The sequence below is a fragment of the Alteromonas sp. AWM4_230 genome (assembly GCF_056158305.1).
Genome location: NZ_JBSWTB010000001.1, coordinates 2,795,548 through 2,819,697 on the forward strand (window position 1 = coordinate 2,795,548; position 24,150 = coordinate 2,819,697).

Sequence of the window (24,150 nt, forward strand, 5' to 3'; positions counted from 1 at the left end):
GTGTTGCCATTTTGAAACACGATATCCCTCTGAAAATATTGACTTTATTTACGAACAAAAAAAAGCCTGGATAATATCCAAGCTCTTAACGGCAACTGTTGCTAAATTCATACAGGGCTTATATCCCGTGACGACGAATTTACTACGCTATTTGGTAATTTAGACCATCCACATTAGAGGTAAGACTTTTGAGGTGACGTCTGGCCATACGCCTACCCTGGCCATAACCTCTCAATAGCTTTTTTTTATCCATAGTAAGTCGTTTAACGCAGAAAGCTTCATCCGGCGCTATCACTCGAATGGTGCAGTCGCTCGGTGGGTTCTTAAGAAAATCGAGAGTTTCATTGTAAATTGCTGAACGCTTAAGCATTTTTTCTAAGATTGCAGGCTGGTTTCCATACATCTTTTGCATCAACCAAGTTGATTTTACTTCAGGTTTGGTAAATCCAAGAGGTTGTGAAAGTATTACGGTAATATCCCTTGCGCCCATGTTATAAGCCCTAATTGCAGGTATTGCATCTGCAACTCCGCCATCTAAATAACGCGTACCGTTAATGATTATTTCATCCCGATAAGCGGTGGGTAATGCACAAGATGCTACCATCAATTCGTCTACATTGTTTTTTGTAGCTTGAATGTACTCACATTCACCTGACTCAGCATTCGTAATTCCCACGTACAAGGGCATACTGCTCTTTTCACCTGGAGCAGGAATGTTCATTGATTGCTTTGAATGATGCCATAACCAATGAACATCTGTCATATGACCCCCTTTTATGAATCGAAGCGGACTGAAGAACTCTCGCTTCGTTGCATATTGGGTGATAATAGTTTTACTCAAGCCTTGCATTTTGGAAATGTAAGTCGACAAATTTGTCGCCCCAGCGGACACCCCTAGTGTAAAATCAAAGGGGTAGTAGTCTTGCTCCATGAATTTATCTAGTACGCCAGCCGCAAATATTCCACGCATAGCGCCGCCTTCAACAACTAATGCACTTTTCATCTGTTCTCTCCCTGTAGATACATTCACAACCTTCTGGTACGACCACTGTCGGTAACAACTATCCTACAAGAGAATCAAGAGATATGCCAAGAAGAAAAAACCGCGAACAAGGTCGCGGCTTTTAAATTGTTAACACTGAGACGTTAAATAAATTTTCTGATGAGCATTTATTTCATCGTAACAGTCAACATGGGTGCATTACCATCGGGCCCGGCAACCTTAAACTCATACAGGCCAGATTCAGCGATTTCAATCATCAAATTGTTATTGCTTGCGCCTAAAATTTTAGGCTCACCTGGCATCACGATATTACTCGCTGCATCATTAGGATTACCAAGGTTTACCGTTGACCAATCTTCAGAGGCAACTTTAAATTCGATGCTACCTGCACTTAACTCGATGTCGGCGGCGTATACACCCTCTCCTTGATATTCAAACATATCTACTGCGCCCCAACCGTTCATACCACCGCGGATATAAACTTGGGTGTCTCCCCAAAATGCTTCTTTAAATACACCAATGGTAGGGGCATCTAAGTCAGTCACGTTGAACACAAACACATAGCGATCAGCAGTTTCAATGTTTAGAACAAGGTTATCGTTAGTCGCAGCCAACCCAAGGGTTTGACCTGGCGCTAAGTTACGGTCGGCATCGTCGGCAGACAAAGCACCAAAGTTCACTGTGCTCCAGTCTTCAGACGCAACTTTAAACTCGTAAGTGCCAGGCTCAATATCTCGAGCAAAAGTATAGATACGACCACCTTGGTAAGAGAACTCATTGTCTGTACCCCACCCGTTCATTGCACCACGAAGGTACACAGGGGTTCCAACGTAGGGTTCTTCGTTTTCAACCATTAATATAGGCGCTTCGCTGTCTGATGCATCGATGGTAAACAGGTATGTCGCACTGATATCAGGTGTAAACGACAAATTAGTATTAGTGCGAGCAAGTACTTTCTCTTCACCTGCTACCACCAACCCTTCTTCACCTTCAGCAGCACCAAAGTTCACAGTGCTCCAATCTTCAGAAGCGAACTTAAACCCGTAAGTTACACCCCCTTCAAGCGCAGCAGTAGCCGTATATACACCGTCACCTTGATAAGTAAATGCGTCATCCGTTGACCAGCCATTCATGTCTCCGCGAAGGTAAGCAGTGGTATCGCCGTAAGGTACTACGTCAGGTGCGCCAGACGTGGCAAACGCTGATAGACCATAACCTTGAGCGCCAGACTGTGGCTTAACGAACACGGCAATAGTAAGTGCAGGTACAGTAAAGGTACCGTTACCGTCTTCACCCTCAACAAAAGTAGCACCACGTACCGCGGCATCAACCGAATTCATTTGTGTAGCGTGAAGTAAAAAGCCGGTTGCTGTATTTACAGTGATAGATTTCTCTTCGTAACCCGTGTTAACGAGTACCATCACCGCATCGTTCATCATATCTAAGTCTTGACGAGGTACTTCGCTGTTAGATGATACACCATCGTCGATACTCATAGCGATAAGACCACGCTGTTGGCGTGCGCCGATATTGTGAAACCCAATACGGTCGATAATCTCTTCTGCAGTGGTTAACCTAAACAATGGGCTCGTCATTCGAATGTTGAGCAATTCTGCAAACACATCAGAGGCAAACATAATATCAGCCATAGACGCTGCTCGATTCGGGTTATAAATAAACTCCCCCATTTCTTCCCAACGGGCTTCATTGTCTTGTGCTAACGGTAACCCTACATTCCAATTATTAGTCTCGTATGTGAAATCTACATAGTTAAACCAGTCACCCGAGTCGTAGGTGTTTCGGTCCATTGATTTAGAGCGAAGCATGTCGCCGCCTATTTGTAGAAATGGAATACCCTGAGACACAAGGTTGATGCCCATAGCCACATTTTGTGCGCGCACTCGCTGCTCTAGCGTGATGTCCTGTGGAAGCGTGTAATTTAATTGGTCCCACAAGGTTTCATTATCGTGTTTAGACACATAGTTAATGATGTCTGCGGGATCTTCTGCATAGCCGCCCAAGTTACTCGTTGCACCGGCACTTCCTGAAGAGGTTTCCAATACATAGTCTTTAAGCGTACCAATCATGCCCATTTTTACACGGTCTTGCGCACTTAACAGTCCATCATCTTCAGGTCTGAAAATGGCACCCTGGCGAATAGCTTCACGAATGCGATCGTTATAAGTCCCAATTTCAGTACCGGCCATATTGAGTTGGCTGGCTTGCTCGTAACCGCGGTCTATTTTGGTCCAACCCTCGCCATAAAAGTAGTTGTCTTCATCAATAGCTTGAACAGCATCACGAAGGCGTACCATGGTATCTTTGGTTGCCTGACTCATGATGTCAAAACGGAAAGAATCGTACTTGTAGTGTTCAGCCCACAAAAGCAATGAGTCTTCCATGAATTTTTCCATCATCACATTGCGTGGCTCTGTGTCATCGCAGCAGGTTTCGCGCACTATCGCCCCAGTGTCCACTTCATAACGGTGGTAATACCCAGGTACAGCTTTATCTAGAACAGACTTACTGAAAACACCAGATGCATTGGTATGGTTGTAAACCACATCAAGTGCAACACGCAGGCCCATTTCATGAAGCGCTTGGATCATAGCGCGCATTTCTACAATACGCTCAACACCTTCTGCACTAGATGCATAGCTACCTTCAGGTGCATTAAAGTGATGAGGGTCGTACCCCCAGTTGAACGTATCTAAATTGCGTAAGTCATTAGTCAACTGCTGAGCTTTACCCGCTTGTGACAACGGGTCGTAAGCGTTGTATACGTCAATCAACAATGCGTCCGCGCTTTCTTCTTCACATACCGCAGCACTGCTATTTAAGCGACAAAGTTTTCCCACGGTATCGTACAAGTCAACAGTGTTGGTTGGGTCTTCGTCAATGGTTGCAATGTCATTGGCCGGAAGGATATGGAAATAGGTTAGCCCTGCATCTACCAACTTTTTAAGGTGCTCAACCGGTGCCGTTCCCTCTTCGGTAAAGGCAAGGTATTTCCCACGATTTTCTTCGGAAGTAGACATATCGCGTACGCTGAAATCACGTATGTGACCTTCGTAAATAACCGCGTCTTCATAATTTTCTACCGTAGGAATGGTGTGAGTATCCCACCCCTCAGGTTTTAAATCTTCATCGGCAAGGTTTACAAAGCGTGAGAAACGACCGTTTGTGCTAAGCGACACAGAATATGGGTCTGTTACAAGCAGGGTTTCTACGTTACCTGTAATAGGGTGATATACCGAAACTTCATAGCGATAAAGCTGACGGTCTAGCGACATATCGCTTTCATAGCGCCATACGCCTGACACGTCATCACGTACCATATCTATACGCTCACTTAACGTTTTATCATCGTTATAAAGCAAAAGGTCGACATTCGAAGCGGTAGGCGCCCACAGCGCAGCGGTAATACCTTGGTCTGTATAAACCCCGCCAAGTTGTGCCTCGTCGGCATCATCTTCACCCATGGTGTAAAGTGCATCAATTGCGTTTGCCAATTGAATACCGGTTGCTGCTACAAGTGCACCGTCTGCATCATATCCTCCAACGACCGCTTGTGTCGTCAGTACAGTTTTCGCATCTTCAACCGACCAGTCTCCTTCCCACGCCTGCATCGAAGATAAATGCGGTGCGCGAGCAGACTGCTCTTCGGTAAGTGTAGTACTCATTAGCGCTACTTCAGTACCATTAATACCCTCTTCTAGGGTGCTCTCTAAATCAGCCTGCGCTGAATAGTGAAGTTTCACTTCTGATACAGTTTCGGGAACATCCCATAAAATGGTGTTCGCATCTAGCCAATGGGCACCAAAGCCTTCTATATCAACCGGCTGTGGCCCAAGCGACATGATCGGGAATTCAAAAATCGTTGGCTCGCCCGAAAGAGTAAAGTTCATTCGCACAAAAGTTTCATCGTCTTGTACTAATGAACCTTGGAAGTCACCGCCCCCTAATTCTTTACCGGCATCATCAGTACCTTTGTGAATGATGAAGTTATGACAGCTGCCGTAACCTTCTTTAAGGTCTAATATCCAATAGGCCCCATAGTTCGGATCGATGCCGCTATGAATACGGCCGTTTGCCCAATCCGTGTCTGCATCAGCATAAGCATCACACTGGTCATTGTTCCAAGTATGTAGTCGCCAACCTTCATAGGCGGCGTCGTTACTTGAGTTATCCGCATCCACTGCAGCGCGGTTATAGTAAAGCACAGCTTGATTAGATGAGGGGGTGAATACAGGTGCCGGTAAACTTGGATCCGCGCCCGCTTCACAGGCATCGTTTGCTTCGTTAGGGACTAACGGTGCGTCACATTGAATAGGAGGCGGCGGCTCGCAGGCCGTTCCTGCTGCATTAGGTACATTGGGTACTTCACAGGTAAGCAAATCGTTTGTGCCTGACTCTACGCCAGATCCGCCGCAACCTGTAAGTGTATAAGCGCCTACTAAAAGTAACGCTGCGCGCACTACTTTCTTTTTAGTAAACATAAAACTCTCCTGAATATATTTGCTATTTCTGGCAACCGAACGTTTATGTGCATCGTCAAATAAATTACCTAAGATGTTGTTTTTCATAGTTGATATGTCATCCCTAGGTAATATTGGGTGCCAAAGTACTGAATAGTGCCGGTTTGCTCTTCTGATGCGAAATAGCTTTTGGTTGGCTCATCCGTTAGATTGTTTACTTGGAACAGAACGCTCCAATTATCGTTAATTTCATAAGACGCTTGGTAATCAATGACCAGTTCGTCATCAAAGTTAACAACCTGATCGTTAACTGCTACTTGCTGAGATACGAAGGCATCGCGATAGCGACTAGACAGGCGGGTTTCAAACCCTTCGTATTCCCAGAAAACGGTTAATGTTGCTACATTTTCAGAAAGCCCTGGTAAATTAGCGGCGTAAACGCCATCGCCGAGGGTGCGCTGAATTTCACTTTCCGTATAAGAGTAGCTTGCGCTAACCCCTAAACCTGACCATAACCCAGGTAACATGCTGTAAATTTGCGTGTAGGCGACTTCTAGTCCTCTAATGTAGCCACCTTCTGCGTTATTTACCGCAGTGCTATAGCTACCATTTTCTGTTGGCACTGTCATAAAGATAGGATCGCCGTTTTCATCCCTTGCTAGTTCGGCTTCTTGCCCGGTAAATTCTGGGGTTAAATAGACTGGAACACTTACGTTGTCTGGAATGACTATGCCGTTTGCTTCAAAATCATAGGGCTCTATTTCAATGTCTTCTACAAACGACTCAATGTCCTTGTAGAAACCAGCGATAACCAAAGCACCTTCTGTATCTGAAAAGTAATATTCCCATGACACATCGTACTGTGTAGCGTAAAACGGCTCTAAGTAAGGGCTATTACGGGCATTACCACTGACCTTCGCTGTTGGGTTTGAAAGCGTGATTTCGCCTGAATCTCTGTCTTGGAAAGCAGTAACCGTTTCAATAGTGGTAGACGCATTCGCCGCAAAACGGTTAATTGGTGCTCTCCCCATAACCTTTGCAGCTGCCACTCGAAGTTGAGTATCATCAGTAAGTTTAAAGTTCAGGTTAATAGACGGCAGTACATCCGAATACTCGTGGCTAATTAACGCTGGACGATAGAAGTTATTGATGAGCCCTACATCGTCTGTAATATTTTGCGCGCCTGCAGTAGGGTCGCTTACCTCAACCGACGTCCCCGTTTCTAAGTCTTGAATTAGCTGGGTAGCACGCTGTAGTGTAGTTGAGCTTTGTTTACTTTTAACGTATCTAACACCGATATTACCCGTAACAGGAATACTGCCAATTTCAGTGTTGATGTTTGCCATTAAGTAAGCCGAGTTTACGGTTTCAAATACATCACCGCTTTCTTGTAGTGTCCACGCTGTAGCGGGGCCTGTTCCTGGGCCATTAATAACGCCAGCAGCTCCAGGCCCCCATGTTTGAACAGGCTGCGGTCTACCTTCTGGGAACCAGGCATTGAGCGCACTGTTTAAATCGACTGATAAATAGCTTGGGAAATATCCAAAATCACCGCTCCAATCAACTTGTTCAACCATATCTGAAGTTAAACGAAGTGGCGGTTCACTGACTGAAAAGGCACTGTCATTACCGTATTCAAAGACAGAGCGATCGTTGTTGTACTCCCGATCTGAATAACGATAGCCAAATTCAAAACCAGATATGATTGGTACGTCTACGTAATACTGGAAGTCGACACGGTATGCATCTAGCTCATCTTTGTTTTCAAATGGATAGATACCGTACTTGCTCACCATGACCCGGTCTAAATCGGTAAAGGCATCAATTTGGTTAAAACCAATATCAGGCAGATTTAACCCGTTCAATAAATAAGATATTTGAACGTTTTCATCAAATACTGGATTCGCAACTGTCGCATCTTCGCCTACAAGCGACCATAACAAGCCGTTTCTAAAATCACTTTCAGCACTTGAACGAGATACGTCAAACTGAACCGATAAATCTGGAGATATTTCCCAGCTAGCATTAACACCTAAGTTAGTAACACTGTCGAAGTCTTGATTGTCGTCGTTTACCAGTTCAACTCGGGTGAAGCTATTGTCTGTGCGAGAAAAAGTACCGCCAACGACGCTGTTGTTAACTACAACCGGGTTAGTAATACCCGCGTTAATACCGCCTAACTTAACGCGAAATCCCCGAGCAAATGCTTCAGAATCAAATTTTGAAATGAAGGCATCAGCTTTTAAGGTGAACGTATCGATAGGCGCCCATTCAAACGCCGCAACGTAGCCATCGCGCGTTTCTTCACCGCCTTTGTGCTGCATCTCAAAACCTTCTGAGATTAGCTCACAGTTTGGACAATCTGCCGGGCCATCGGTATCCCCTTCCAGGCCATCAACATCTACCTGACCGTTATAAGCTAACCCGATGAACTGCGTAGAAACGCTTGGCTGGAATAGACGAGCATAGCCTAATGATACACCCAGGGTGTCGTCTAGGAACTTGCCTTGATAAGAAAAGCTTAGTCTATGACCGTATTCCGTAGCATCGCTTATTTCGGATGCTCTATCGTTATACATTCCACGCATGTTAGCGCTGAACTTATGTTGCTCTTCAATGGCAAGTGGTGATGCTGTTTTTAGTTCTACCGTACCCGCAATACCGCCTTCAATTAGCGATGCCTTGGGAGATTTATAAACCGCTGCCTCGCTAATAAGCTCAGACGGATATTGGTCAAATTCAATAGCGCGACTTCCGCTCGTGGATACCTGCTCTCTACCGTTTAACGTAGAAAAAACAAAGTCGCCTGATAAACCGCGAATATTGATTTGCGCTGCTTGTCCGCCGGTACGCACTGCCGAAATACCTGGCAAACGAGTCAAAGCATCGGCCATAGATACGTCGGGAAGACCGCCAAGGTCATCTGCAGATATTTGCTCAGAAACTGTGTCAGAGAAACGTTTTTGATTTAGTGATTGAATTAAGCTGGTACTAAAACCACGTACTTCGATACGCTCTAAGGTATCTTCTTGCGGTCGTTCAACTTCATCTACGGGTGTGTCTGGTGACTCTTGAGCATAGAGCGGCAGCGCACTAAACGCGACCCCACTAGTGATCAAGGCCGCCATTATAGTGCTGGGTTTGAATGTTTTCATTGGTGTCCCATCCTTGTTTATTATCGACATTTTTAGGAATACCACACCCAAAAATGCCTCTTATGGTTCAACACCAAATACTACTGGTTTGTATAAAAAGGGAGCAATGCTATGCATACGTATTCATTTACATATGCGCAACATATATTTAATGAATCATGGTTTTTTAGCAATTTAGTTAACGCTTTATTATCAGAAATAAAAAAGCGGCCATATGGCCGCTTAATAGAGTGCGTCTTTATTTACCTCGCTAATGCGTTAAAAATACGTTAAATAACATAGAAAATCTTCGAATAACCTACTTCATTGAACGCTTGTACTTCGCAACCATCCCGTTTATGTAATCGTCATGTGAAGGCAATTTAGCAATAGGCTCTCTTTTAAGTTCTAGCAACTTTGTTAACATTTGATTTAATTGTGCATCGGATACGCTATTTACTAAGCCATGGTAATCCTTTGGCATTACACCCTGTCCGTATAAAACTTGAAGCCAAGAACTTTCAAGGAAAAGATCGTTTTGCTCCCTTTGAAGAACACCATTTTCTTTAAAAAGTTCAATCTTGTGGGCTAAAGAGTCAGGCAGCGTGATGTTGCGCATATCGTTGAAAAAGGCGCTGTCCGTTCTTTCATTTACTACATAGTGTAATACCAAAAAGTCTCTGATTTGTTCGAATTCGAGTTCTGATTGTTTGTTGTATTCGTCAATTAGGCTCTTTGTCACACCATTGTGCGGAAACAGCTGAATTAAACGCACAATTGCTGATTGAATTAGATGAATGCTAGTTGATTCAAGAGGCTCTAGAAATCCGCTTGATAGGCCTACCGCCACCACGTTTTTATACCATTGCTTTCGCCTTCTACCAGTTGTAAATTTTATCAGCTTTGGATCGCCTAGCGGTTTCGTATCTAGGTTTGATAATAAAGTGTCCCAGGCTTGGTCATCACTTATATAGCGAGAGCTATAAACGTGACCGTTACCATTTCTATGTTGTAATGGAATTCGCCACTGCCACCCTGCATCGTGTGCTATGGAGCGCGTGTACGGTGCGGTGTGTTCGTGCCTTTCTGACGGAACAGCCAGCGCACTGTCACAGGGTAATAAGTGAGACCAGTCGTCATAACCCGCCCCTAAAGCACCTTCAATCAACAAGCCTTTAAAACCGGTGCAATCTATAAATAAATCGCCATCAATGACTTCTCCATTTTCCAGGTGCAGCGCTTGTATATATCCGCTGTCATTACAACGTTGTACTCTTGATATCTTACCCTCTACACGCACTACGCCCATTTGTTCACTTAGCTTTCGCAAATACTGCGCATACAGACTGGCGTCAAAATGGTATGCAAACGGAAGTTCTAAAACGGGGTCTTTTGCATTAATTTGGGCGAATTTTCCCGCTTCAGCAGCGAGATAATTAAGATCATAATCCCACAAATCGTTTTTTAAACCTTGTTGGCGAGCCTTCACCCAATAATGATGGAAATGACAAAATGCCATGCTTCTGCCAGGCGCTCCAAAGGTGTGGTAGTAACTTTCTCCTCTAGTCTTCCAGTTCTCAAAACGAATGGCGAGTTTAACCGTAGCTTTAGTGTCGTGAATGAACTGAGCTTCGTCTATTCCCAATACTTGATTTACGAGTCGAATTGGAGGAATGGTTGCTTCCCCAACACCAACCGTTCCTATGGCTTCAGATTCCACAAGCGTAATTTGAATAGCTTGTCCAAGCAGCTTCTTTAAAAGTGAAGCAGCTAACCAACCGGCGGTACCGCCTCCTGCTATTACGACGCGATTTATAGGTTTTTTATGAGGGGTAAGCATAAACGTCTCGAATTTATCAGCTACTATTAACGATTTTTCTTTATACAAAAAAGAAAAGCCACCGTTTGCTTTCTTTTAGCATAAGCTAAAACAAAAAGCAGCAGGTGGCTTTACACACACGAAGTGATTAGAACTTGTAGTTAAAACCTAACAAGTAGTTTGTTCCGTAAGTCTGGAACTGTGTAATTTGGCGACCGTCAGCAGCAGATGCTTGAATGTCGTCCTCGTCAGTCAAGTTCTGTGCTTGAAGCGTTACACGTAAACCTTCTAGATAATCGATACCAGATTCACCGAAGTCATAACCAATCTGCGCATCAACAAGCGTTCCACCTTGCTTAGTTGCATCAACTAACGCAAGACTTAAACCGCGCTCTTCTGTCAAGTATTGATCGCGCTTTGTTGCCGCTAAACGGAACTCGAAACCGTTGCTTTCGTAGAAGAAAGTCATGCTGTAAGACTCTTCTGAAAGGCCTGGAATTCTTGTTTCACTTTGACCCGGCGCTGCATCAACTTCACCGTCCATGAAAGTAGCACTTGCAAATAAGCCAAAACCTTCTAGCGATTCATGTACAAGGTCAAATGGTAGCGAGCCCTGTAATTCGTAGCCACGTACAAAGCCTTCAAAACCGTCTAACACACTGCCTACTTGACCTTCGAACAATACAGGCGCTTGGCCTTCAGAACCTTGATGAAGGTCTGGAATATAGAAGTCAGTAAAGTCAGCAACTAGTGATGTACTGCGGTGCCAGTTTTTAATATCTTTATAGAAGAAAGATACTGCAACGTAACCGGTATCAGCGAAATAGTTTTCATAAGCCAAATCAAACTGGTTCGCTTCAAGAGGACGAAGCTCCGGGTTACCAGCACTACCACTCCAAGGACCGTTTTCAATGTCTGTACTTTCAATTTGGTTATCGTTGAATGAGAAGGTCACCTGTGTATTCGGGCGCATATCGTCCATACGCGGACGAGAAATGACTTTACTTAAACCTAGGCGTACAAACTGTCCTTCTGCAACTTCAGCCGATAGATTCAAAGTTGGAAGCACATCTGTGTAGTCAGCACCGCCGCTAATTGGATTAGCAATAGTGTAACCGTCGGTATCTGATGTAGTTGAGAAACCTGTAGACTGCTGGTCTGCGTTTACAACTTGAACACCTACATTACCGCGGACCCAGATATCACCGAACTCCATTTCCAAATCTAATTTGGTGTAAAGCGTAATGAGTTCTTCGTCTACCGTGTAGGTATCACCTAGGCGATCATTTTGAACACGGCTGGCATCACTTTCGATGTAATATCCGCTTTCATATAAGCCTAACGAGTCATACGCTAAAATACCTTCGATACCGATGAAATCTAGATTTGTTACACCTAATACATCTGGGATTGCTGCATCGCTTGGATATGTAGGAGCCGTTAAATAAGCACCGTTGTTATCTTTAGATTTTGAACGGTCAGAATAAACAACACCTGCCGAAAGACCTGTAACCACACCCCAATCTACATAACCTTTAAGGTCGAAGCGCAATGTATCAAGCTCTTCTTCGAAAACAGGTTGGTTTACGAAGCCGTCTTGACCATCAGACTCTAATAGAGGTGGTGCACCCCATGCTTGTGGACCGGCTAATGTGATAAGTGCTGGGTCAGTTAAGTCAACTGGCGCAATAGTTGGGTGGTCTGAGAACATAACACCGGTAGAGGTCATTTCCCAACTGCGAGCAGTAAGAGGGCGACCTTCTGTGCCTGCACGACCAACACCTGAGTAACTTTCTACGTCAATGATTTCTTTTTCTACTTTACCTGTAGAGTAATCAACTTCCAGTGTCCAAGAATCGTTAATCTGATACTCAGCATTAATACCAATAGTGGTTAGATCAGCTTCCTGTCGGCGAGCATCGTTTCGCACAACACTGTAGAAACCGTCAGAGTATCCACTGGTAACAAGACCGTCTTCAACACCAGTGATGGTATAAGCACTTGTACCCCACTCTGCACCACCTTCTTCAAGACCACGACGAACGTCATCTTCAACGAAATCGATGTAAAGCGCATCAAGTTGAATATTTAACTTATCTGTCGGTGCCCACTCGACAACAGCTGCAAAAGAGTCACGTTCAAGCATTGCAGAACGTTGGAAAGAGTCATGTCCACCAAGTACAACCGTATCTTCTGGTACCTCTACAGGGTCAAGAGCACGGCGCTCATTATCAAAATTGATACCAGCATAACCCCAGCCACGGAACTGTTGCTCTTGACGAGGTGATTCCATTGTTGCAACTGTTAATGCTAAACCAATTGTATCGTCTGCGAATTGGTCAACAAAGTTTACAGAGACGCGGTGTCCATCATTATCGAAATCAGGATTCGGAGAATCTTCAGCGTTCTTCTCGAAAGTACCGTTTACGGTAAAAGTGCTTTCTGCTGTAAGAGGCTTAACGGTTTGAAGGTCAATTGAGCCACCGATGTTTTGCGTGGTCATGCCCGCTTCCGGTGTTTTGTATACCAGAATATTTGAAATAATTTCCGTAGGATAAAGGTCAAACTCAACCCCACGGTTGTCACCCATACCCAAAAGCTCACGGCCGTTTAAAGACGTTCCAACGTAATTTTCGTTAAAACCACGGACCGAGATACCACTTGTACGACCGTTGCGACGCTCACCAGTAACACCTGGTAGACGTGCAATTGACTCTGCAATACTTGTGTCAGGAAGTTTACCGATATCCTCAGCTGAAAGCGCTTCAACAATAGACGTGTTATCCATTTTAATTGCTTGAGCACGTTGTAGGCTGCCGCGTATACCGCTTACTTGAATTACTTCTAGATTAGCTTCATCAACAGCATCAGTGTTTGCTTCTTGAGCTAGTGCAGGTGCACTACCAAACGCCATACCGCCTGAAATAAGCGCAGCTTTGATTAGGTTGGGTTTAAATTGTTTCATAAAACGGGTGTCCCATACGGTTATAGTTGTTGTCTTTTTGTTGTTCTTATGACAAATAAATGACAATACATCTCACGGGGACAATGCTATAGATGCCCTAGGTTTTGCACAATTGCCTGCATACGTATTCAATAAAATTTATGCAACACAGTTTTAACAAGTCACTAGGAAATAGTGATGTAATTTTACAACATATAACGTACTCAACCGTCCGTATGTAAAATTTTTATGAAATTAAATTTCATGCATACTGCGTATTTATGCTTAAAAAAAGAGATGAAAGCGGCGTCGATACTAAGTTTAATAAAGGATAGAAAGGAAATTGAACGCGTGAATTCGTAGCTTATAGTAATAGCCAAATCATAAAAAACTTATTCTACAGTTTCGTGTAAAGGGCAGAAATGCTCAAACAAGAAAGCCTCTTAAAAACGAGGCTTTCTAGTGGTAGTAGCTAATAACGGCCTACAAATTTTTAATCAACACCGAATCCACATTTCTCTGCGGCTTGCTTATAAGCTGAGGCAAAGTCTTTCCCCATTTGTATAAAACTTTCACTGGTATAGTGCCAAGGGTCATCGCCATATGAGTATGTATCAGAATTAGACATGTAAGTAGCGCAACTGTCTGACTCAACAAAAAGCTGCTGCGCTAAATGCACCCTTTCTATATACGGCATAATATCTTCTTCGCCCATTTCGGAATCGGTGATTTTGCCTATAACCACAGGTAAATCATCAGTTCTTAACGCTGCACGGAATAACTGCATTAAGGAAGTAAGATTATTTAAATATGCATTGGCCGATGCTTCGCTTGCATGGGCATCTGCCTCGCCTTGCATCCAAATAATGCCCATAGGTTTAAGCGTATCTGGTTCACCATCCCCGTCGATGTCAGTGAAGGAATAGGCATTGTTAATCGTTTCTAGAGCAAAATCGTACTGATTGAGACCATTGCCCTCAGTAAAATTCGGGTACCAGTTGCTGTAACCTGTGTTAAGCGCAAGGCCAGTTCCACCAACCGCATACTTTATAATGGCAATTTTTTTATTTGGATACTGCTGCTGTATTGCTTTGGCAAAGGTTAATTCAGCTCCGAATCGTTCAGAAAGCGAATTGGTTTTGCCATCCGAATTAAAACCTGTACCGTGACCGGGTTTTAACTTATCCCACTTCCCTACACCGCCGTCATTTTGATTATCAAAAACCCCATTTCCATGAAAAATCATCACGTCTTGTTCTTTTGCTAAATCGTTTGGCAGTTCAGACACGTATCCATAGCCATCCATATTGGATTGCCCTGCCATAAAAAAAGTCAGGTATTCATCAGCCATAGCTGAGCATGACAACAAGGAAGCGAAACAAGCTAACGCAGTTTTTTTCATAAGAAATATCTTCATGTTATTCGGTTGGTAGAAATAGAGTACGTATAAACGCTATCTTAACAAGGTGAATACGTTTGCAAGCAATTTAAAGCAACACACGTTTTAATACAGGTATAAAAAAGCCCGCTTAAAGCGGGCTTTCAAACATATTAATAAGCGTTAGCTTACCAACCTGTAGTTTCGCGAAGCGCCTTGCCGATTTCAGCAAGTGAACGTACAGTCTTAACGCCTGCGTCTTCTAGTGCTTTAAATTTCTCATCAGCTGTACCTTTACCGCCTGCGATGATTGCACCAGCGTGACCCATACGCTTGCCCGGAGGAGCAGTAACACCAGCAATGTAAGAAACAACTGGCTTAGTTACGTTCTCTTTAATGAACGCAGCCGCTTCTTCTTCTGCAGTACCGCCGATCTCACCGATCATTACGATAGCTTCAGTTTGAGGATCGTCTTGAAACATCTGAAGGATGTCGATGAAGTTAGAACCAGGAATTGGGTCACCACCGATACCAACACAAGTAGACTGGCCGAAACCTTCGTCAGTAGTTTGCTTAACCGCTTCGTAGGTTAGTGTACCTGAGCGAGAAACAATACCTACTTTACCAGGCTTGTGGATGTGACCAGGCATGATACCAATTTTACACTCTCCAGGAGTGATTACACCTGGGCAGTTTGGACCAATCATGCGAACGCCTTTGGCTTCAACGTACTCTTTAACGTAAAGCATATCTAGCGTTGGGATACCTTCAGTGATACATACGATTAGCTCGATACCCGCGTCTGCAGCTTCAACAATTGAATCTTTACAGAAAGGCGCTGGTACGTAGATAACTGTCGCAGTTGCGCCAGTTGCTTCTACCGCTTCACGTACAGTATTGAATACTGGAAGACCTAGGTGCTCAGTACCGCCTTTGCCTGGTGTTACACCACCAACCATTTGCGTACCGTAAGCAATTGCTTGCTCAGAGTGGAAAGTACCCTGACCGCCAGTGAAACCCTGACAAATTACTTTAGTATCTTTATTAATTAATACAGACATTATTTGCCCTCCGCTGCAGCAACAACTTTCTGCGCTGCATCAGTTAGCGATTCAGCAGCAATGATATCTAGACCAGAGTTCGCTAGAACGTCACGGCCAAGCTCTGCATTGGTACCTTCAAGACGTACAACTACAGGTACTTCTACGCCAACTTCTTTAACCGCACCGATAATACCTTCTGCAATCATGTCACAGCGTACGATACCACCGAAGATGTTAACCAATACCGCTTTAACATTGTCATCAGAAAGAATGATTTTAAATGCTTCAGCTACACGCTCTTTAGTCGCGCCGCCACCAACATCTAGGAAGTTAGCTGGCTTACCGCCGTGTAGGTTTACGATGTCCATAGTACCCATTGCTAGGCCTGCACCGTTAACCATACAACCTACGTTACCGTCTAGTGCAACATAGTTAAGCTCCCACTGAGCTGCATGAGCTTCACGCGCGTCTTCTTGTGAAGGATCTTGCATGTCTTTAAGCTTAGGCTGACGATATAGCGCGTTTCCATCGATACCTACTTTTGCGTCTAGGCAGTGTAGGTTACCGTCAGTTTTAATTACTAGCGGGTTAATCTCGATAAGCGCAACGTCAAGCTCTTCAAACATCTTAGCTAGGCCAAGGAAAATTTGAGTAAATTGCTTAATTTGAACGCCAGAAAGACCAAGAGCAAACGCCATCTCGCGTGCTTGGTAAGGCTGAGGACCTACAATTGGGTCGATTTCAGCTTTAAGGATCTTCTCTGGCGTTTCTTCTGCAACAGTTTCAATCTCAACGCCACCTTCAGTAGATGCCATAAATACAACGCGACGGGTTGTACGGTCAACTACTGCACCAAGGTAAAGCTCGTTTGCGATATCTGTGCAAGATTCAACTAGGATTTTGCTCACAGGCTGACCGTTTTCGTCAGTCTGGAAAGTCACCAAATTTTTGCCTAGCCAGTTTTCAGCGAAAGCGCGAATGTCGTCTTTGTTTTTAACTAGCTTTACACCGCCAGCTTTACCGCGACCGCCCGCGTGTACCTGACACTTAACTACCCACTCTTCACCGCCGATGCGGTCAGCCGCTTCTACAGCACCTTGAGCAGTGTCTGCTGCGTATCCTTCAGAAACAGGCAAGCCGTATTCTTTGAATAGCTGCTTACCTTGGTATTCATGCAAATTCATGGTGTTTCTATCCGATTTTTAGTAAGACAAAAGCCGCAAATGCGACTTGATTAGTTTGACTGATATTATAGGGCAAATATCAGCGTTGCGTTAGGCGCCAAGCTAGCATACACAAGCTAAACGCCTAACCACAATTCCGTGAGACGAAAGTCTTATACGTCTAGAAGTAGACGTGTTGGATCTTCAAGCATCTCTTTAACGGTTACCAAGAACCCTACTGATTCTTTACCATCGATAATACGGTGGTCATAAGAAAGCGCTAGGTACATCATTGGTAGAATTTCTACTTTACCATTAACAGCCATTGGGCGGTCTTGGATTTTGTGCATACCAAGAATTGCGCTTTGTGGCGGGTTAATGATTGGTGTAGACATTAGTGAACCAAACACACCACCGTTGGTAATTGTGAAGTTACCACCTTGTAGTTCAGCCAATGACAGCTTACCGTCACGACCTTTAAGTGCTAGTTCTTTAATTCCTTTTTCAACACCAGCCATGCCTAGTGTATCAGTATCTTTAAGTACTGGAGTCACAAGGCCGCGTGGTGTAGAAACAGCAATAGATACGTCGAAGTAGTTGTGATAAACAATGTCATCACCGTCGATAGACGCGTTAACTTCAGGGAAGCGTTTAAGTGCTTCAGTTACTGCTTTAACGTAGAAAGACATGAAGCCAAGACGAATGCCGTGACGCTTCTCGAAGCTTTCTTGATACTGTTTACGAAGGTCCATAATTGGCTTCATGTTTACTTCGTTAAACGTTGTAAGCATTGCCGTTGAGTTCTTCGCTTCAAGAAGGCGGTTAGCAATCGTCTTACGAAGACGTGTCATAGGAACACGCTTCTCGGTACGGTTACCCGTTGGTAGTTCTGCCGGTGCAGACTCAGCAGCAGGTGCAGCCTTCGCAGCGCTATCGCCGCCTTTAAGGTACTTTTCTACGTCTTCTTTTGTGATACGGCCATTTTTACCTGTGCCCTTCACCTTAGCTGCGTCTACGCCTTTTTCAGCAAGTAAACGGCGTACTGACGGGCTAAGCGCATCGCTGCTGTCGCCATCATCACTATCAGCACTTTCGCTTGATGCTGGTGCAGAAGCGCCGCTTGCAGCACCTTCTACAAATTTAGCAATAACTTCTTCAGCTGTAACAGTCGCGCCTTCTTCTGCGATGATTTCAGCAAGTGAACCGTCTGCAGGAGCAACAACTTCTAGTACTACTTTGTCAGTTTCGATATCAACCAAGTTTTGGTCGCGAGAAACCGCTTCACCTACAGCCACATGCCATGTAGCGATAGTAGCGTCAGCAACTGACTCAGGAAGAACAGGTACTTTAACATCTGACGTTTTACCAGATGCAGCCGGTGCTGATTCAGAGTTAGACTCTTCTTTAGATTCACTGTCAGCTTTCGGCTCAGATGGAGCAGCAGCGCCACCCTTCTCTAATTTAGCAATCACTTGCTCGCCTAAAACTGTTGCACCCTCTTCGTTTAGGATCTCACCAATTGTACCGTCCGCTGGCGCCACAACTTCTAAAACTACTTTATCAGTTTCAATATCAACCAGGTTCTGGTCTCGTTTAACTGCGTCACCGGCCTTTACGTGCCAGGTTGCAATGGTGGCATCGGCAACTGACTCAGGTAGAACCGGAACTTTTATCTCAATTGTCATTACTGTTCCTTATTTAATTGTGAGTGCGTTTTCAACCAGGGCTTTCTGTTGCTGGTTGTGAACGGATACATAACCTACTGCAGGTGACGAGGATGCATCACGACCTGCATATGTTAATTTTGCACCATCTGGAATGGCTTGCCAGAAATGGTGTTGGCTACAGTACCAAGCGCCTTGGTTTTGAGGCTCTTCTTGACACCAAACCCAATCTTTTACATGGCTGTATTGTGCCACAACTTTAGCGCATTCTTCTTGTGGGAATGGGTAAAGTTGCTCCAAACGAACGATTGCGACGTCTGTTTGCTCATTTTTACGGCGTTGGTCTAACAAATCGTAGTAAACCTTACCTGAACACATAACAACGCGCTTGACGTTCTTAGGATCGATATCGTCAATTTCACCAATGACGTTATGGAATTTACCTTCCGCAAGTTCTTCTAACGAAGATACAGCCATTGGATGACGTAATAGTGACTTAGGCGACATCACGATAAGTGGCTTACGCATTGGGCGAACAACCTGGCGACGAAGCATGTTATATACTTGCGCTGGAGTTGAAGGTACACATACCTGCCAGTTGTGATCAGCACACATTTGTAAGAAACGTTCTAGACGTGCAGAGCTATGCTCTGGGCCTTGGCCCTCATACCCATGTGGAAGCAATACTGTTAGACCGCACAGACGGCCCCACTTAGCTTCACCTGAACTTAAGAATTGGTCGAATACTACCTGCGCACCGTTTGCGAAGTCACCGAATTGCGCTTCCCAAATGGTTAGGCACGTCGGCTCTGCAGTGGCATAACCATATTCAAATGCCATTACCGCTTCTTCTGAAAGTACAGAATCATAAATTTCGATTTCGCCCTGTCCTTCGCGAATATGCTGTAGAGGCATATATGTCGACGCATCTTTTTGATTATGCAGTACCGCGTGGCGGTGGAAGAAAGTACCACGACCTGAGTCCTGACCAGTAATGCGAATGTCTTCGCCTGCGTCTACAATTGTGGCATAAGCTAAGTTTTCTGCCATACCCCAATCAAGCTTTTTCTCTCCAGCTACCATAGCTTTACGATCTTGGTAAAGCTTGTTAACACGAGACTGAAGCTTGTGATCTTCAGGAATAGTGGTAATTGATTCACCTAACTCTTTAAGCTTTTCAACCGACAGTGCACCGTCATATGGTGTATCCCAGTCGTGGCCTAGGTATGGAGACCAGTCTACACTGTGCTCAGTCATTGGACGCCACTCTTCAACAACGCATGCGCCGTGATCTAGTGCTTCGCGGTATTCTTCAAGGTAGCGATCTGCGTCTCGTTGTTCAATTACACCTTCAGCAATTAACTGGTCAGCATAAAGAACACGTGGAACCGGGTGCTTTTTAATTTTCTGGTACATCAACGGCTGCGTGGCGTTTGGCTCATCCGCTTCGTTGTGGCCATGACGACGGTAACAAACTAGGTCAATTACAACGTCTTTCTTAAACTTGTTGCGGTATTCAAGCGCAAGCTGTGTAACAAAGGCAACCGCTTCTGGGTCATCAGAGTTCACGTGGAAAATTGGCGCCTGAACCATTTTAGCGATATCAGTACAATACTGAGTAGAACGGGTATCTTCCGTTTTTGACGTAGTGAAACCGACTTGGTTGTTCACCACTATACGAACCGTACCACCTACAGCAAAGCCGCGGGTTTGCGACATGTTGAAGGTTTCTTGTACTACACCCTGACCAGCAATTGCCGAGTCACCGTGAATAGTGATAGGCAGTACTGTGTTCGTGTCATCATTGCGGCGAGCAAGACGTGCACGTACAGAACCCATAACTACTGGATTAACAATCTCTAGGTGAGACGGGTTGAACGCTAGCGCTAAGTGAACATTACCGCCTGGTGTTGCAAAATCTGAAGAGAAACCTGCGTGATATTTTACGTCACCCGCACCCAATGAATCGTCGTGCTTACCAGAGAATTCATCAAACAGAACAGAAGGGTTTTTACCCAACACGTTAACCAGCACGTTCAAACGACCACGGTGAGCCATGCCGATAACCACTTCTTTGGTACCTGCTGTGCCCGCCTTGGTGATGAGACCTTTGAGCATAGGAATCAAAGCGTCACCACCTTCTAATGAGAAACGCTTGGCACCCGGGAATTTAGAGCCTAGGTATTTTTCCATGCCATCTGCTGCGGTTAGACCTTTAAGAATGCCTAATTTTTCATCGCGAGAGATTTCTGGTTTGGCTTGAACTGATTCAATCTTTTGCTGTAACCAACGCTTCTGTTCTGTATCGGTGATGTGCATATATTCCGCACCGATAGAACCACAGTATGTACGATTAAGTGATTTAAACAGCTCACCTAGCGGCATAGACTCCTTACCAATAGCGTAAGAGCCAACGTTAAATACTGAGTCGAAATCTTTTTCGGAAAGACTGTGGTGAGAAAGTTCTAAATCGCGAACGCGCTCTTGCTGCCAAAGACCAAGTGGGTCTAGATTAGCGTGCTGATGACCGCGGAAGCGGAATGCGTTAATTAACTGAAGAACTTTAACTTGCCTATCATCTGAAACATTTGCCGAAGGCACAGACGGGCTAGACATGCGGGCTGTGGGCCCTAACGCAGCAAGTTGCCTAAATTGATTTTTGATAGTTGTATGATTGGTTTCTAACTCTACGCCATCGACTTTGGGGAGGTTATCGAAGATTTGTCGCCAATTTTCAGAGACGCTTTGAGGGTCTTCTAAATAGGTTTCATACAACTCTTCAACATAGGCAGCGTTGGCACCTGCCATGTGCGAGGAATCCCACCACGCTTTCATCACGCTTTCTTGCATTTAATTTGCCTTGCTACGTTTTATAAAATCTAGTTAACAATCAATATGTATTATAAGGTTATTCTCAGCATAACCAAGTGTTATAACAGCGAATATATAAAAAAATAGCCATCCTTTTGGGATGGCTATTTAGAGCATCACTTTCTGTAACTAAAAGAAGTTATCAGAATATAGTACTAAACAGCCCGTTGTAAAAGCATAGACTTAATTTGGCCTATTGCTTTTGTTGGGTTTAAGCCTTTAGGGCATACACTCACACAGTTCATGATACCGTGACAGCGGAATACGCTGAATGCATCATCAAGGTCGTTAAGACGTTCTTCAGTTGCAGTATCGCGACTATCAATAAGGAAGCGATATGCGTGAAGTAGACCCGCAGGACCAATAAACTTGTCTGGGTTCCACCAAAACGATGGGCATGACGTTGAACAACATGCACAAAGAATACACTCGTACAGTCCATCAAGTTTCGCACGTTCTTCAGGCGACTGTAAGTGCTCGCGCGCTGGCGGCTGCTTGCTATCGTTGATTAAGAACGGCTTAATCTTTTCGTACTGTGTATAGAACTGTGTCATATCAACAACGAGGTCACGTACTACCGGTAGACCTGGAAGTGGACGAACTACTATTTTACCTTTGCCCAGTGCAGATAGAGGAGTAATACATGCTAGGCCATTTTTGCCGTTCATGTTTACACCGTCTGAACCACATACACCTTCACGGCACGAACGACGGAAAGAAAGCGTCGGATCCTGCTCTTTTAGTGCAAGTAGCGCGTCTAGCACCATCATGTCTTGACCTTCCTCTACTTCTAGAGTGTAGTCTTGCATGCGAGGCTTCGCATCTACTTCAGGGTTGTAACGATAAATCGAAAAAGTTAATTGCATGATCGTTGCCTCTCTTAATATGAACGCACTTTAGGCGGGAATGCTTCCCTAAGCTTAGGCGCCATATTCACTTCACGTTTAAGCATTTTATCAGTGTTCGGATCGTAGATGCTGTGGCATAACCAGTTGTCATCATCACGTTCCGGGAAGTCGAAGCGGCTGTGAGCACCACGGCTTTCCGTTCTGAAGTTCGCTGCTACTGCTGTGCTGTACGCAGTTTCCATTAGGTTATCAAGCTCTAAACATTCAATACGTTGAGTGTTGAAGTCTGAACTCTTGTCGTCAAGGCGCGCGTGCTTAAGGCGCTCGCGAATTTCGCTAAGTTCCTTAAGACCTTCCGCCATGGCTTCACCTTCACGGAATACTGAGAAGTTAAGCTGCATGCATTCTTGCAAGTCTTTCTTAATTTGAACAGGGTCTTCGCCCTTTCCTTTCTCTGAATTTTCCCAACGATTGAAACGTGTCATAGAGGCTTCAAGATCAGACTCAGACGCGTCGCGTGTTGGTGCCATTTCAGATAATGTCTTACCAAGATGTAGGCCAGTCGCACGACCGAATACAACAAGGTCAAGTAGTGAGTTACCGCCAAGGCGGTTTGCACCGTGTACAGATACACATGCAATTTCACCACATGCGAATAGACCGTTAACTACCTTATCATTACCGTTTTCATCAACGGTTAGACATTGGCCATCAACGTTAGTAGGAATACCACCCATCATGTAGTGACAAGTAGGAATTACTGGAATTGGTTCTTTAACTGGATCAACGTGTGCAAATGTACGCGATAATTCAAGAATACCTGGTAGACGAGATTCAAGAACGTCTTTACCAAGGTGGTCAAGCTTAAGCTTAATGTGAGTACCCCATGGGCCTTCACAACCACGACCTTCACGAATTTCAGTCATCATTGAACGTGCAACAACGTCACGACCCGCTAGGTCTTTCGCGTTAGGTGCATAACGTTCCATGAAGCGTTCGCCGTCTTTATTTAGAAGGTAACCACCTTCACCACGACAACCCTCTGTTACCAATGTACCTGCGCCAGCAATACCCGTTGGGTGGAACTGCCACATTTCCATATCTTGAACCGCTACACCCGCGCGTAGCGCCATACCAACACCGTCACCGGTATTGATGTGCGCATTTGTCGTTGAAGCGTAGATACGACCCGCACCACCAGTTGCAAGAACAACTGCGCGCGACTTAAAGTAAACTACTTCGCCAGTTTCAATGTCGATTGCTGTACAGCCTACAACGTCACCGTCTTGGTTTTTCACTAAATCTAGTGCATACCATTCAGAGAAAACTTTTGTTTTATTCTTTACGTTTTGTTGATAAAGAAGGTGAAGTAGTGCGTGACCTGTACGGTCCGCCGCAGCTGCCGTACGAGCGCCCTGCTCGCCACCAAAGTTTCTTGACTGACCGCCGAAAGGACGCTGGTAAATCTTACCATTCTCGAAGCGAGAAAAAGGTAAGCCCATATTCTCCATTTCGATAATAGCTTCTGGACCAGTTTTACACATGTACTCGATGGCGTCTTGGTCACCGATATAATCTGACCCCTTAACGGTGTCATACATGTGCCATTCCCAGTTATCTTCGTGTGAATTACCTAGTGCTACGGTAATACCACCCTGTGCAGACACAGTATGAGAACGGGTTGGAAATACTTTAGACAACAGTGCGCATGATTTACCAGATTCTGAAATCTGTAGTGCTGCGCGCATACCTGCACCGCCTGCACCAATTACAACTGCATCAAACTCGTGAACGGGTAAACTCAT

General features: G+C 44.7%; 12 protein-coding genes. All 12 read right to left on the reverse strand.

The window, feature by feature from the left end; all coding sequences use genetic code 11:
* Positions 1–142: 142 nt before the first annotated feature.
* Complete coding sequence (locus ACXACS_RS12015; RefSeq protein ID WP_474806847.1) at positions 143–1,003, reverse strand: patatin-like phospholipase family protein; 861 nt, start codon at positions 1,001–1,003, stop codon at positions 143–145.
* A gap of 167 nt (positions 1,004–1,170) precedes the next feature.
* Positions 1,171–5,502, reverse strand: a complete 4,332-nt coding sequence (locus ACXACS_RS12020; RefSeq protein ID WP_474809261.1) for an alpha-1,6-glucosidase domain-containing protein — start codon at positions 5,500–5,502, stop codon at positions 1,171–1,173.
* Between the two features lie 83 nt (positions 5,503–5,585).
* The gene (locus ACXACS_RS12025; protein ID WP_474806849.1) at positions 5,586–8,636 is read right to left on the reverse strand and encodes a TonB-dependent receptor; all 3,051 of its coding nucleotides are present in this window, start codon (positions 8,634–8,636) and stop codon (positions 5,586–5,588) included.
* Between the two features lie 298 nt (positions 8,637–8,934).
* A complete protein-coding gene (locus ACXACS_RS12030; protein ID WP_474809263.1) occupies positions 8,935–10,455 on the reverse strand; it encodes a tryptophan halogenase family protein in 1,521 nt (506 codons plus the stop codon).
* A 127-nt stretch (positions 10,456–10,582) separates the two neighbouring features.
* Positions 10,583–13,399 carry a TonB-dependent receptor gene (locus ACXACS_RS12035; RefSeq protein WP_474806851.1) on the reverse strand — a complete coding sequence of 939 codons (2,817 nt, stop codon included), beginning with the start codon at positions 13,397–13,399 and terminating at the stop codon, positions 10,583–10,585.
* Positions 13,400–13,871: 472 nt separating this feature from the next.
* A complete protein-coding gene (locus ACXACS_RS12040; RefSeq protein WP_474806853.1) occupies positions 13,872–14,780 on the reverse strand; it encodes a sialate O-acetylesterase in 909 nt (302 codons plus the stop codon).
* 164 nt (positions 14,781–14,944) lie between these two features.
* Positions 14,945–15,817 carry a succinate--CoA ligase subunit alpha gene (gene sucD, locus ACXACS_RS12045; RefSeq protein ID WP_025255209.1) on the reverse strand — a complete coding sequence of 291 codons (873 nt, stop codon included), beginning with the start codon at positions 15,815–15,817 and terminating at the stop codon, positions 14,945–14,947.
* Positions 15,817–16,983 (reverse strand): ADP-forming succinate--CoA ligase subunit beta, encoded by a 1,167-nt coding sequence (gene sucC / locus ACXACS_RS12050; protein WP_025255208.1) that lies wholly within the window; start codon positions 16,981–16,983, stop codon positions 15,817–15,819. The genes sucD and sucC overlap by 1 nt, the downstream gene beginning before the upstream one ends.
* A gap of 152 nt (positions 16,984–17,135) precedes the next feature.
* Positions 17,136–18,647: a 2-oxoglutarate dehydrogenase complex dihydrolipoyllysine-residue succinyltransferase gene (gene odhB, locus ACXACS_RS12055; protein WP_474806856.1), complete on the reverse strand. Its 1,512-nt coding sequence runs from the start codon at positions 18,645–18,647 to the stop codon at positions 17,136–17,138.
* Positions 18,648–18,656: 9 nt separating this feature from the next.
* Positions 18,657–21,476, reverse strand: coding sequence for a 2-oxoglutarate dehydrogenase E1 component (locus tag ACXACS_RS12060; protein WP_474806858.1), 2,820 nt, complete (start codon positions 21,474–21,476; stop codon positions 18,657–18,659).
* A gap of 176 nt (positions 21,477–21,652) precedes the next feature.
* On the reverse strand, positions 21,653–22,363 hold the full coding sequence (locus tag ACXACS_RS12065; protein WP_012518362.1) for a succinate dehydrogenase iron-sulfur subunit: 711 nt from the start codon (positions 22,361–22,363) through the stop codon (positions 21,653–21,655).
* Between the two features lie 14 nt (positions 22,364–22,377).
* Entirely contained in the window at positions 22,378–24,150 is a 1,773-nt protein-coding gene (sdhA, locus tag ACXACS_RS12070; protein ID WP_118494940.1) for a succinate dehydrogenase flavoprotein subunit, read from the reverse strand.